Annotated in this window: 13 protein-coding genes and 2 pseudogenes; all 15 read right to left on the bottom strand. The window is 42.5% G+C overall.

From position 1 onward, the window contains the following. Positions 1-74 precede the first annotated feature (74 nt). Positions 75-1019, bottom strand: coding sequence for a 3'-5' exoribonuclease YhaM family protein (locus HT699_RS09920; protein ID WP_023933299.1), 945 nt, complete (start codon positions 1017-1019; stop codon positions 75-77). Beyond that, the gene (locus HT699_RS09925; protein WP_172930514.1) at positions 1009-2265 is read right to left on the bottom strand and encodes a DNA recombination protein RmuC; all 1257 of its coding nucleotides are present in this window, start codon (positions 2263-2265) and stop codon (positions 1009-1011) included. Before HT699_RS09925 ends, HT699_RS09920 begins: the two co-directional genes overlap by 11 nt. A gap of 1 nt (position 2266) precedes the next feature. Beyond that, on the bottom strand, positions 2267-2929 hold the full coding sequence (locus tag HT699_RS09930; RefSeq protein WP_138707078.1) for a thiamine diphosphokinase: 663 nt from the start codon (positions 2927-2929) through the stop codon (positions 2267-2269). After that, complete coding sequence (gene rpe / locus HT699_RS09935; RefSeq protein WP_000085015.1) at positions 2892-3548, bottom strand: ribulose-phosphate 3-epimerase; 657 nt, start codon at positions 3546-3548, stop codon at positions 2892-2894. Before rpe ends, HT699_RS09930 begins: the two co-directional genes overlap by 38 nt. Positions 3549-3558: 10 nt before the next feature. Next, a complete protein-coding gene (rsgA, locus tag HT699_RS09940; protein WP_138707079.1) occupies positions 3559-4437 on the bottom strand; it encodes a ribosome small subunit-dependent GTPase A in 879 nt (292 codons plus the stop codon). Position 4438: 1 nt separating this feature from the next. After that, positions 4439-5311, bottom strand: coding sequence for a 16S rRNA (adenine(1518)-N(6)/adenine(1519)-N(6))-dimethyltransferase RsmA (rsmA, locus tag HT699_RS09945; protein ID WP_138707080.1), 873 nt, complete (start codon positions 5309-5311; stop codon positions 4439-4441). A gap of 130 nt (positions 5312-5441) precedes the next feature. After that, the gene (locus tag HT699_RS09950; RefSeq protein WP_000333264.1) at positions 5442-5750 is read right to left on the bottom strand and encodes a hypothetical protein; all 309 of its coding nucleotides are present in this window, start codon (positions 5748-5750) and stop codon (positions 5442-5444) included. Continuing rightward, complete coding sequence (locus HT699_RS09955; RefSeq protein WP_000565529.1) at positions 5743-6384, bottom strand: ABC transporter ATP-binding protein; 642 nt, start codon at positions 6382-6384, stop codon at positions 5743-5745. Before HT699_RS09955 ends, HT699_RS09950 begins: the two co-directional genes overlap by 8 nt. 1 nt (position 6385) lies before the next feature. Next, positions 6386-8416 (bottom strand): bacteriocin-associated integral membrane family protein, encoded by a 2031-nt coding sequence (locus tag HT699_RS09960; protein WP_172930513.1) that lies wholly within the window; start codon positions 8414-8416, stop codon positions 6386-6388. A gap of 103 nt (positions 8417-8519) precedes the next feature. After that, on the bottom strand, positions 8520-8816 hold the full coding sequence (locus tag HT699_RS09965) for a lactococcin 972 family bacteriocin (protein ID WP_023936706.1): 297 nt from the start codon (positions 8814-8816) through the stop codon (positions 8520-8522). A 447-nt stretch (positions 8817-9263) separates the two neighbouring features. Continuing rightward, on the bottom strand, positions 9264-10175 hold the full coding sequence (locus HT699_RS09970) for an XRE family transcriptional regulator (RefSeq protein WP_119947438.1): 912 nt from the start codon (positions 10173-10175) through the stop codon (positions 9264-9266). Positions 10176-10246: 71 nt separating this feature from the next. Then, positions 10247-10807: a ribonuclease M5 gene (gene rnmV, locus HT699_RS09975; RefSeq protein ID WP_172934328.1), complete on the bottom strand. Its 561-nt coding sequence runs from the start codon at positions 10805-10807 to the stop codon at positions 10247-10249. Then, positions 10807-11580 carry a TatD family hydrolase gene (locus tag HT699_RS09980; RefSeq protein ID WP_054393098.1) on the bottom strand — a complete coding sequence of 258 codons (774 nt, stop codon included), beginning with the start codon at positions 11578-11580 and terminating at the stop codon, positions 10807-10809. Before HT699_RS09980 ends, rnmV begins: the two co-directional genes overlap by 1 nt. Before the next feature lie 301 nt (positions 11581-11881). Beyond that, a pseudogene (locus HT699_RS09985) lies at positions 11882-12016 on the bottom strand (LPXTG cell wall anchor domain-containing protein); the annotation flags it as partial. A 203-nt stretch (positions 12017-12219) separates the two neighbouring features. Next, positions 12220-12467, bottom strand: a pseudogene (locus tag HT699_RS09990) (choline-binding protein); the annotation flags it as partial.

Consider the following 12467-nt stretch of genomic DNA (forward strand, 5'->3'; position numbering starts at 1 on the left):
TAAAGTCGGGATTATACCATATTCACAGAAAAAAACGAACATTCTTATTCTAAAAAATGTTCATTTTTCTTAAATTATAAATCTAAACCTGGTTTATAGAAGGAACGATTGTCCATAGCGAAGATTTTATTGGTCATCTCTCCTTTATCCACCAAAGCCAGAGCTGTTGACATCATCATCATGCTGGCATCCAGATTGTCAATCATATGGATAATCTCTGCTTCCATAATGCGTGGACGGACTGGACTTCCATACTCAAGTAAGCCGTGGTGACTGAGAATGACGTGGCGGAGCAAAACGACTTCTTCCTTGGTATCATCAATGCCGAGCTCCATAACTGTCTTGGTAATTTCACTATCAATGAGAGCGATATGTCCAAGAAGATTGCCTCGCACTGTATACTCAGTCTGTTCTGGTCCCGTCAACTCGATAACTTTGGCCAAGTCATGTAGCATAATTCCCGCATAGAGCAGGCTCTTATTGAGCCGAGGATAAATATTGCTAATGGCATCTGCCAAGCGCACCATGGTCGCCGTATGATAGGCCAAGCCTGTTTCAAAGGCATGGTGGTTGGTCTTCGCTGCTGGATAGGAGTAGAATTCCTTATCATACTTGGTGTAGAGATTTCGGACAATCCGTTGCCAGACAGGATTTTCAATTTTGAAAATCATTTGCGACATGTAGTCACGAATTTCCTTGATATCAACCGGTGGCTTGACCTTGAAATCAGCTGGGTCATTGGGTTCACCAGCTTGCGGCAGGCGGAGAGTGATTTGATTGACCTGTGGAGTGTTGTTATAAACTTCTCGGCGCCCTTTCATGTAGACAACCCTACCTGCGGTAAAGGCATCAATGTTATGAGGTTGGGCATCCCAGAGCTTCCCCTCAATCTCGCCACTATCATCTTGGAAGGTAAAGGCTAGGTAGTTTTTCCCAGCTCGAGTTTGCCTCAGGTCAGCTGATTTGATTAAGTAAAAACCTTCAAACAGCTCATCTTTTTTCATGTGACTAATCTTCATATTCTTCCTCATTTTCTTGGAAATGGAGTAGATCAAGCGCAGGCTCACCTTCTGACAACTCAATGTGACGGAGCGTCCGCTCGATAGCTGTGGTACGACGGTTTAATAATTCATCAATATTGCCAGAGGCATGTTGGAGATGTTTTTGTGCCTTTACCAGAATACCACCAAACTTGCCAAACTCGGTCTTGACACTGGCAAGAGTCTTACTGATATGGTCGGCACTCTTTTGGATATTGAGAGTTTTGAATCCAACTGATAGGGAGTTAAGAAGGGCTGATAGGGTACTTGGACCTGCAACAATAATCTGCTCTTCCCGCCTCAAATCATCAAAGAAGACAGGATTGCGGACAATTTCTGAGTAGAGACCTTCTGTCGGGACAAACAAAACTCCAAAATTGGTCGTCCGAGGTGGTGCTATGTACTTGCTCTTAATATCCTTTGCAAAGCGTTTGACGCTGGCTAGGAGCGACTTACGACAGCGTTCGATTTCGTCCTTGTCACCTGCTTCATAGGCTTCTTCTAGACGGTAATAATCTGCCAGTGGAAACTTAGAGTCAATTGGTAGGTAGACGTATTCCTGGTCGCCTTGTCCGGGCAACTTGATGGCATACTCCACTCGTTCACTAGAGTTTTCAACCGTTGCATATTCTCGTTCGTACTGGGCAGGAGTCATGATGTCTTCAATAATTTGCCCCAGTTGCAATTCTCCCAGAATCCCTCGTGTCTTGGTTCCAGAGAGAACCTTGTTGAGGGCGCCGACATCACGGGCAACTGTCTGCATTTCTCCAAGACCACGATTGACAGACTCCAATTGCTTGGAAACTGTCTCAAAGGAAGCCTGCAAGCGTGTCTGTAAGGTCTTTTCTAGTTTTTCCTCGACCGTTTGGCGCATTTGTTCCAAACGTTGCTCATTGGATTCCTGCAAGGCTTGGAGACGTTGGTCGGTCTTGTCTCTGGTTTGGAGGAGATTATCTGTCATTTCTTGACGGATCTGAGTCAGACCTTGGTGCAATTCAATCCGCACTTCTTGCAAACGGTCGCTGACAGCCACTTCCAAATCTTTTTGGTCTAACTGGCTGGCTTGTCTGGCTTGTTCAAAGCGATAATCCAACTGGTCTGACAAGTGATCTGCCTGATCCTCCAAGCTCTTGGCTAGATGTTTTTCCTGCTTATCCTGCCTTTGCCAAATCAGAAAGAGTCCAGCTAGGTTGGCAATCAATAATAGAACAAGTAAACTTTCCATCCTACCTCCTGTCCTTGCTATGCAGCACGACCACATAACCATCTGGGCAAGTCACCGAAACTTCCCTATCTATATATTCGTTAGAAGCGTACACTTTTTTAAAGAAAAAATTTTCCTCTGTCAACTCATACTTGGCTCCGAGAATGGTAAGCTGGCTATCCCGAACTGGCATAAAGGCTAGGTAGTCATAGTCTGAACGGGGTTCAAGCTGACTGGTCCCTTCTGGACAATAGGCAATCAAGTTTTGTCCATCTTCAATCGCTATCTGGCGCATATAGGGCGCCAACTTGGGATTACTAGGCAGAAAGACATTAGCCAGCATATGGTCAATACGACCACCCAAAGCACCGAAAATAGTGACCTGAGCCTGAGGATTTTGCTCAAAGATAGTCAAGAGAGCCAATTCCAAATCAGTATCATCTTTTTCTGGTCGGGCTTGAACAAAATGCTGGGCACGTTTTTGAATCACCTGTCGCTCTTCTTCGGTCACAGAATCAAAATCCCCAACCGCTAGAGCAATAGGAAGGTTTTCTTCCAGGACCCATAGCGAGCCCCGATCCACACCAACAAAACCATCAAAGTCCGTCCGATAATGACCACGGTCTCCGCCTGCAAAAACGGCAACCCTAGTCCAGTTGTTTTCTGAGAGTTTGTACTCGCTCATTGACATCTCCCTTAAAGACATAGGAACCTGCTACAAAAACGGTCGCACCAGCTTCTTTGGCTTGAGCAATCGTTTTATCATCAATCCCACCATCCACTTCAATCTCAAATTTCAAACCTTTTTCCTGACGAAGAGCAACCAACTCACGGACCTTATCCATGGTCTCTGGTAGAAAGGCTTGCCCACCAAATCCAGGGTTAACTGTCATGACTAGGACTTGGTCAACTAGATGAAGCACATGCTTAATCGCTTCAACTGGTGTACCAGGATTGATAACGACTGAAGGCTTGACACCGAGTGAACGAATCTTTTGGAGGGCACCATGAATATGAGGCGTTGCTTCCACATGGATACTGATAATATCCGCACCTGCACGCGCAAAGTCCTCTAAATGATGCTCAGGGTTTGACACCATCAAGTGGCAATCGAAAACCATCTTGCTATGAGGGCGAAGAGATTCGACCACACCCGCACCAAAACTGATTTGTGGTACAAAGTGACCGTCCATAATATCGATATGGGCATATTCTGCCCCAGTTGCTTCTAGGCGTTTGATTTCACGTTCAAAGTTGGCATAATCTGCTGCCAGAATTGACGGAGCAATCTTGTATTGAGACATAGGTTTCTCCTTATTTTGGAATTTTTTTGCTGACTTTTTTATAGGTTTCTCTGCGATTTTCAATCTCACTGAGGAATTGCAGGTAGTTGTCAAAACGAAAGGACGCAATGACACCCTCTTCAACTGCTGGTTTCACTGCACAAGACGGCTCATGGGTATGGGTACAAGTGCGGAATTTGCAGTCTCGACTAACAGTAGCAATCTCTGGGAAAGCCTGATTGAGGTCTTCAGCCGTTGTTACTTCATAATCCAGTGATGAAAAGCCTGGTGTATCTGCGATTTTACCCCCATTAAGATTGTAAAAACTAACTGCTCGAGTAGTGTGGCGCCCGCGACCCAGACTGTCTGAAATTTCTCCTGTTTCAAGATTGAGGTCTGGTGCGATTTTATTGAGAAGGGTTGACTTACCAACACCTGTCTGCCCCATAAAGACTGTAATCTTATCTGTTAACAAAGGCAGGAGTTCCTCTTTACTGGTCACAAAGTCATAGCCGATGTCACCATAAGTCTGTTTATAAAAATCCAGTTCTCCCCCATCTTCCAACAAATCCATTTTGGAAATATAGACGATGGGATGGATGCCCTTGTGTTCCAAAAGAACCAAGAAACGATCCAGCAAATTGCTGTTAAAATCAGGTTCCTTGACGGACATGATTACTACAGCTTGGTCAATATTGACAATGGGCGGACGGATCAGACTGTTTTTCCGTTCGTGAATTTTGAGAATGTAACCCTCTGAATTTTCCTCGGCAGAGAAATCGACCCAGTCCCCAACGTAAGGGGTATGCCCTTTTTTACGAAAATTTCCACGCGCGCGTGTTTGATAGACCTGACCATCACTCTCTACATAGTAGAACCCAGCCAAAGCTTTAATGATTTGTCCCTGCATCTTAGAGTCCTTGCCCTTTAAGTGCATCTGCTAGGCTGGCAAACTCTGCCAAACTGAGAGCTTCTCCACGCACAGATGGTGACAAGCCTGCTTGATCCAAGGCCTTGGTCAGCTTGTCCTTAACTTCCTCGGTCTTGCCAAAGTAACCTGTCAAATTGTTCCACAAGGTCTTGCGGCGATGAGTGAAACTAGCCTTGGAAACCTTAAAGAATAAGTTCTCGTCTTCCACTGCTACGGCTGGCTCTGGACGACGCACCATTTTCAAGATGGCCGAATCCACATTTGGCGCTGGCACAAATACCGTACGAGGCACGATAAAGGCAACCTTGGCAGTCATGTAATACTGAACCGCAATTGACAAACTGCCATATGCCTTGGTATTCGGCTGAGCGGAGATACGGTCCGCCACTTCTTTCTGCATCATAACCACAAACTCACTAAAAGGAATGCCACTTTCAATCAAGTGCATGAGAATAGGCGTTGTGATGTAGTAAGGCAAATTAGCCACTACCTTGATTGGCAGGTCAGGATTTTTAAAATTCTGGATATGCTGCGCCAAATCGACCTTGAGAATGTCCTCGTTAACCACTGTCACATTGTCAAAATCACGTAGGGTATCTGCCAAAATCGGTACCAAACGGTGGTCGATCTCAAATGCCATGACCTCTGCTGCACGCTCAGCCAGAAACTCCGTCAAGGCACCAATCCCTGGCCCAATTTCGATAACATTGACTTGATCATCAATCTCAGCCGTATCCACAATCTTTTGAAGGATATTGGTATCCGTCAGGAAATTTTGCCCAAAGGACTTTTTAAAGGTAAAACCGTGACGCTCCAGCACTGCCTTGGTCACGCTATAATCTGCAATTCTCATCTATTCTCTTTTCTATTATCTGTTACTACTATTGTAACACATTCCCCTTGTATTTTGGGGGTGAAAATCATACCAAAAAACTATCTTTCCTCGTGAAGAAAGATAGTCTTGAAAATCTTTAAAAGGGGACTTAGCGGTTCTCTCGAAACATACGTTCAAAAAAATCAGCTTCTTGATAACTTCGATTTTCAGGTAGGGTCAAATCTACATCCTCCTCCACGTCGTCCACTGTCAGTTCAACCGTTTGAGGTAAATTTTTCAAACGATAATGCTTTTGCCTTTGCCCTTCAATGCTAGCAAAATCAAGCAAATAGCCATTCACTCGGATTTGAACTAAAAGGAGATGATTGGTCATATTTTCCATGATGAGGATGTCTTCTAAACCACCTCTGGCACTCGGATAATCAGATACCCTGCGAATACGGATTTTTTCACACATGAGCAAGTTCCCTCATATCAATGATTTCATCGGCCTTATTCCAGACTAGGGGATTATGGGTCGCAATGATGATCATTCGATTTTCATCTTTCAAGCCCACCAAGAGATTCATAACCTCCTCTGAATTTTCAGGATCAAGAGCTGCTGTTGGTTCATCTGCCAAAATCAAGGGTGGATTTTTCAAAATAGTCTTCGCAAGGGCAACTCGCTGAGCCTCTCCCCCAGATAAAGTATAGATTTTTTGTTCTAGATCCAAATATCCTAGATTAACTTTTTCTAAAGCCTCCACTTGCCTTTCCAAACGTTCTACTTTTGAGATTTTCTGACCAACAAAGCCCAAATCCAAATTCTCTTTGATTGATTGGTTTTCTAAGAGGCCAAAATTTTGAAAGAGATAGCCCATCTGGTCTCGAAAATACTCACGAGTGGGAATGGTTTTTAAATCTTTCCCCTGATAGAGAACCCTTCCACCATCTATCTTTTCTAGCTTTCCCAAGATATTCAGCAGCGTCGTCTTTCCGCTCCCACTCTTCCCGATTAAGGCATAGACCTTGCCCTTCTCCAGCTTGAGATTTAAGCCAGAGAAAATCGCGCGGTCATTAAATTTCTTTTCCAATCCTTGAATATCAATCATCTTATTTTCCTTTCAATACTGCCATGCTACCAGCTTCTTCTTTTTTGTCCTGCCTTACTAAAATCAACAGAGTGTTAAGCGTAAATAAAGCTACAACTAGAGCGCTAATCAAGCTATCTCCTGTCAAAACACTAGATAGGATTAGGCCAAGCAAGAGAACTCCTCCTTGCGCCAGTAAATACTTGCCATGAAGCTCATAGATTGTCATACCAGAAAGACGTTTAATCATAAGCTCCCGTCTGAACTGCTCAAAATAGAGAAGGTTCATGGAATCAAATAACAAGATAGCCGTAGATAGGGTCAAAATCGTCCCAATAAGGAGAGAGTAAAACTCCACCCGTTTGTCATTTAGTACCTTGGCAAAAAATAGCTGGCTTTTTACCAAGTAAGAGACCTTGTGATACAGACCTTGCTCTTTTAGAGCGGTGATGCTGTCTCCATATCGATCTAGTTTCAAGGCACTATTAGCCGTAGTTCCCCACAACATCCCTGCAACAGGTCTTGTTCCAGTCGCTTGCGGCGTTAGAACTACAATAATCGGATCTTTTAGGTACTGACGTGTTGTCTTGTACCCATCATTATAGATGAAACGTTCCTGTCCTGTTTCTGTAAAAGCTAGCCTTAACTGTGGAAGGTAGTGTTTCTGACTCGTCGCCTCTACACTTTCAGATGAAAATCTTTGCAGGTAATCTGTAAATAATCTTTGATAGTAGGCAGACTGCTCTCGCAAGCTCTCAGGCAAGATCAGCCCAAACTCTCCCTCAGACAAGTTTTGCATCTTATCCATAAACTCTGAAGAAACGGTAATCTTTTCTTCTATCAGATAGCGCGGTGAGACATAGATAACATTCCCTGACGGTGTGTAGTCACTGAGACGATTGCCATCTAGGTCCACTTCTGCTCCATCTGAGAAATTGTCAACATTGCTCATGATATAAAAAGAGTCTGTATTGGCTAACCGTTCTTCAGTAAATGTCTGCCACTCACGATTATCCTTACGCATTCCTTCTTCATCGGCAAATGCACTAGACCAACCAAAGGATAGACGGTAACGGTCTGAGGACTGGCTCCATTTATCGCTTGCCTTCTCCATCTCCTGCATTTCACGGTAGTGGGGGAGGAGAGCTGTCGCACTCGATCCGACCACCAATACAGCTAAGAGTTGCCCCACCATCATCAATGTCATCATACGTTTGAGAGGGAGTTTCCCTTTCAATAAATCCACCAGACTATTTTCCTGTAAACCGAGTAGATACACGACACTTAGTAAGGTAGAAATCCCGGCCAAAGTCAATCCATAAAGTAGGAGAGCAATGATGACAAGTTGCACCGTTGCCATAAACAAGGCACCTTGATACCAGAGAAGCCCCAATCCCACAAGACTGGATACCAGCACTGAGCAGATAAGCTGTCTCACATCTTCTAACACTGGTCTGAGAGCCACCCCAAACAAGCTCTCACCAGCGATTAAGCGAATCCCTGCCTGACGAAGGGACTTGATCCGATAAATCAGGGTCAGACTCATAAAAGTCAGCAGAAAAATAGCTAGACTCAGTAGCCCCATTGGGGTAGCAGACAAGAGGACGACCATCGAAAATGCCTCTGTTCTATTCGAGACAACACCATTATAACCAAGCTCTTGCAGGGCGGTCTGTAAGCTCACTCCATCCAAACTCCCTGACACAATCAAGTAAGACCCTAATAAATCACTCGTTTCTGCACTCTCCTTGGAGGAAATGGTCAAACCTTCTGGAAGCTCTCCCTGACCATAAGTGGCATAGGTAAAGCGTGTTTCTCCAGCTTCATTTGGCTCAACGATTCGACGAGCAATGAGACTATTGTACTCTACCGCCAAGTGACTCAAAGCCTCTGTCAGTTTTTCTCGATCAGCTACTGATTGGTCTAGCCCAGTACCCATCACATCAACAGAGGGATAGTTACCAAATAAAATCTCTTCTCGATGATCAACGGAATTTATCACCATATAAAGCGATACCAATACCATTGAAATCAAAATAAATAAACGTTTCATCATTTCCTCCAAAAAGTTACTTGGTCACCTGCTAGAGAGATGACCAAGTAAAGCATTGTTATCAACTCACCCAGAAATGTTTTTACTTTCTCGTGTATAATTTTTAATAATCATAATAAAAGCTTACTTGCTCGCCCCACGCAGTACGAATCCAAGCTCGAGATGTTCCTCCTGCATCAGCATATCCCTTATCAGATGAACTATTCCATCTGCTAGAAACTGTTGAACTATGGTATTTTGAGGGGTGATAGTAGTTTGAGTAAGCACCTCCGTTAGCCGAACCATACGTCCAGACACCACCACCTGGATACTTAACCGCGGCCGATACTACTGCTACTCCTCCACCTAATGTTGCTGCAAGACTCGCTACAAGGGCTAATTTTTTAACTGTTTGTTTCATATTGATACTCCTCTATTTTTTATTATATCATAAATATTTATTATGTATTGTCTATTTTCTATTCAAGTAAAACTAAGTCATGGATCATAGACCTTTTCAAAGCAACACCTCATGGTATCCTCTCCTTATTTTTCTAATTTAGTCTATCAAGTTGTATTTATTATATGTTATGAATAAATTTTTTGAGACTAAGTAGACATAACTAAATTTTATTTAAACCACCAAGTAACTAAATAAAATAAACTAAAAAAGTTCATACTGTAATCTCCTTTCACGTTTTAATTGATTATAAATTATTCTTAAATAAACTCAAAGGACATCAATGTCCTTAAAATCTAACTATTTCATATTATTTTTGGCTTATATCTAAAAAAACAGCTCTAAAGACGAACTTTAGAGCTGTTTTGATGCGAGAACAAGGACATTTTTGTCATTGCTTCACGATATTTATAAATATTTTTTTAAATCTTCTTGCCATTGTTTCTCCAACATAGTAACTAAATAAGAATTTTCTATTATATCAGCAAATAGCTTCGATTTCTGATAGAACTGTTCGGCAGAAACATAATCATTGTTTATTATTAGAGATAATTTCCACTCCAACATTAATATAATTGGTTTCTTCTGGAAATCTTGTGTTTTTTCCATTATATGATTAAGGCTAAAGATATAAGATTCTAGTGAATCATAAGACGACAAATTATCCAAACAGGCTAGACCCGAAAACAAAGTGTTACTTAAAGCAAACAGATATTCTGGTGCAATTAATTCTACATGATTTGTCAAACGAACTAAAAACGAATGAATTCTGTTAATTTCTTCAATCTGATTTTGACCTTGTTTTATCTTTGTAAGCACTATAGCAAAATATAAGTTGATAACTTCTAATTCATTTATCAAAAACAATTCCTTATCATAAATTGTTTTAAAATAATCGTCCAGTACGGTTTCCCCATATTCTGGTCGTCCGCTTCGAATAACATCTATCGTTGCTCTAGTAGCTTCAAACCATACTTTTTCCTCATTAGGAAGTTGCTCATAAAATAAATCCTCTATCTCTTCCAAACACGCTTCTTTCTTATCATACTCCTCTTCTTTACCATAGATTGGTTCACGTAAAATCTGGTATTTCAATTCTAAATAAGCAGAAGGAAGAGCTGAAAAATCTGGCATAAGGCTATAAGCTGGAACTCCTAGCCGGCGAGCAATATAGTCTAACTTGGGCAAACTCGGTTGCGAAGCTCCACTTTCAATTCGCGACAGTTGACGAACTGTCAGTTCTTGCTCATCTCCACAAAAATCTGGACGACTAATTCCTTTTTCTATCCTAATCTCTTTAATTTTTTGACCAATTAACATCAGACACCTCCTCTTCTACCTGCTTCGAAAAATACTGTGAAACTTAAAAAATTGTAACAGCTACATCTTTCCTACTCATAAGATTTCATAGCTTCTTCCACTTCTGCCAAGGTGACCCCAAACAACTCTAGGCGTTTGAGGAGTTGCTTGCCGTTGGAATAGCCGATTCGGAGAGCCTCTCCCAGATATTCTCGGCGCTTACGGCTGTCTGCCCCTGCTAGAAAACCAAGGCGAATCAAGTCGCTACGACTAATGTCAAACTGACTCTCATGTTCAAATTGTTCTGTCACCTGAGCTAGAGCCGTTTTCAGGTCTTCATAGCTGGCATGCTCAATTCCCAGAGAACACCCCTTGGTCTTGGACTTGGGAACAGCTTCATCTCGCTTGAGAAAGGCATGCTGAACTGTTGGAATAGTCGTCATAATCATGCGACGAATCCGCTCCCCATTAAAATCTGGGTCTGTAAAGACAATGACTCCATGACGTTGGTGTAGGCGCTGAATCCGTTCTAAATCCTGCTCATTGATGGCAGAACCTCGTGTCTCATAGGTCTCTACATCGAAGTAACGTTTGAGATTGGCCGTATCATCGCGACCTTCAACTACGATGACTTGGGAAATTTTTTCTTTCATTACTTGCTGTCCAATCCAAAAATTCGCTCTGCATTTGCAGTCGTTGCCGCCGCTAACTCTTCTGCCGTCATCCCACGCAAGGCAGCAATAAAGTCCACCACATAGCGAGTATAGGCTGTTTTGTTTTCGCGGCCACGCTTGGGTACAGGAGCCAAGTAAGGCGCATCCGTCTCCACCAAAAGCTTATCCAAAGGTAACTCTTTAGCTGCTTCTTGGATGTCAGTTGCCTTCTTAAAAGTCACCACTCCTGAGAAGGAAATGGTCATACCAAGCTCGACAAACTTCTCTGCCCACTCAAGCGTCCCTGAAAATGAATGCATGATACCACCTCGAGAGCCAACTCCCTCGCTCTTGATAATCTCATAGGTATCTTCCAGCGCATCACGGGTATGGACAACAAAAGGCAAATCCAAGTCCTTAGATAGCTGAATCTGACGGCGAAAAACCTGCTCCTGCACCTCTTTGGGCGCTGTCATCCAATGATAATCCAAACCAATTTCACCTAAAGCCACAACCTTGGGATGCTTGAGCTTGTCAAGCAAGTAAGCCTCGACTTCCTCCGTGTAAGTCCCTGCTTCTGTAGGATGCCAACCGATAGTCGCATAGAGCTGGTCATACTCATCTACCAACTCCAAGGCACGCTCAATCGTCGGTTGATCAAAACCAACAATATTCATCTGTGTCACACCCATCTCAGCAGCCAAGGCAATTTCTTCTGCCTCACGACCTGCAAATTCTTCTACATTCAAGTGTGTATGTGTATCAAAAATCATCTCTTCTAACCTCGTTTTCTATCTTCTATTATACCAAAAAAGAGGAGGGGTACCCAATTTTTCGGTTTCCCTCCTCTCTTTAATAGAGCTATTCTGCTAGCTTTTCTACTCGATATTACCCATCTCCTGTCCCACAGTTAGAGACAGAAGAGACTGGTTACATTGATAGAATATCCCTTTTCAGCTAAAGTGTGCGATTATCTTGGGTTCTCACTTTTCTCACCCATCACTAGGATTGATGATTTCTCCAAATCCCCCTTATAATCTAACTTTAAGTAGAGAATAGAATTTTCTAGCTATCCTATTTTCTACGTCTAGCCTTTCTTCCTAGCAAAGCAAAACCACTTGTTGCCACCACTAGACCAAGACTAGCAAGTGCTGCACTTGATGCTGAACCTGTGTTAGGTAATTATTTGCCAGCAGGCACTTTAACAGTTGATTTTTCATCAGTAACTATGTACTACTCTAGATTCAATCTATTATATAAGAATGTTGAGTCACTAGCTCATCCTTCCATTATCTCTTATATTACAAAATACTCCATAATCTCCAGTAGAATAAATCTGGCTAGAGATTATGGAGTTATTTTCAGCCTTAATATCCTATCAAAAAATAATATTAAGATTCATTCAGTTAGATTTAGTTTAGCAATTCACCATTAGCATTGACTCTATAGCCGTTTACTGTTGTATTGACTGCAAGCATACCTGATTCATCTACATAGTACCATTTCCCACTAACTTGGAACCATTGGCTAACTTTCATATCGCCATTACTGTTGAGGTAGTACCATGAGCCATTGTATAGCAACCATCCTGTGGCCATTGAGCCATTACTATTGAGGTAGTACCATGAACCATTGTATAGCAACCATCCTGTGGCCATTG

The sequence above is a fragment of the Streptococcus sp. 1055 genome (genome assembly GCF_013276815.1).
GTDB lineage: Bacteria > Bacillota > Bacilli > Lactobacillales > Streptococcaceae > Streptococcus > Streptococcus pseudopneumoniae.

Coding starts and splice junctions, on each gene's coding strand:
- rnmV (WP_172934328.1), bottom strand. CDS start 10,807: ATGAAAGAAAAAATTTCCCAAGTCATCGTAGTTGAAGGTCGCGATGAT.
- HT699_RS09955 (WP_000565529.1), bottom strand. CDS start 6,384: ATGATTGATATTCAAGGATTGGAAAAGAAATTTAATGACCGCGCGATT.
- HT699_RS09960 (WP_172930513.1), bottom strand. CDS start 8,416: ATGAAACGTTTATTTATTTTGATTTCAATGGTATTGGTATCGCTTTAT.
- rsmA (WP_138707080.1), bottom strand. CDS start 5,311: ATGAGAATTGCAGATTATAGCGTGACCAAGGCAGTGCTGGAGCGTCAC.
- HT699_RS09930 (WP_138707078.1), bottom strand. CDS start 2,929: ATGAGCGAGTACAAACTCTCAGAAAACAACTGGACTAGGGTTGCCGTT.
- HT699_RS09925 (WP_172930514.1), bottom strand. CDS start 2,265: ATGGAAAGTTTACTTGTTCTATTATTGATTGCCAACCTAGCTGGACTC.
- HT699_RS09920 (WP_023933299.1), bottom strand. CDS start 1,019: ATGAAGATTAGTCACATGAAAAAAGATGAGCTGTTTGAAGGTTTTTAC.
- HT699_RS09970 (WP_119947438.1), bottom strand. CDS start 10,175: ATGTTAATTGGTCAAAAAATTAAAGAGATTAGGATAGAAAAAGGAATT.
- HT699_RS09965 (WP_023936706.1), bottom strand. CDS start 8,816: ATGAAACAAACAGTTAAAAAATTAGCCCTTGTAGCGAGTCTTGCAGCA.
- HT699_RS09980 (WP_054393098.1), bottom strand. CDS start 11,580: ATGATTTTTGATACACATACACACTTGAATGTAGAAGAATTTGCAGGT.
- rpe (WP_000085015.1), bottom strand. CDS start 3,548: ATGTCTCAATACAAGATTGCTCCGTCAATTCTGGCAGCAGATTATGCC.
- HT699_RS09950 (WP_000333264.1), bottom strand. CDS start 5,750: ATGTGTGAAAAAATCCGTATTCGCAGGGTATCTGATTATCCGAGTGCC.
- rsgA (WP_138707079.1), bottom strand. CDS start 4,437: ATGCAGGGACAAATCATTAAAGCTTTGGCTGGGTTCTACTATGTAGAG.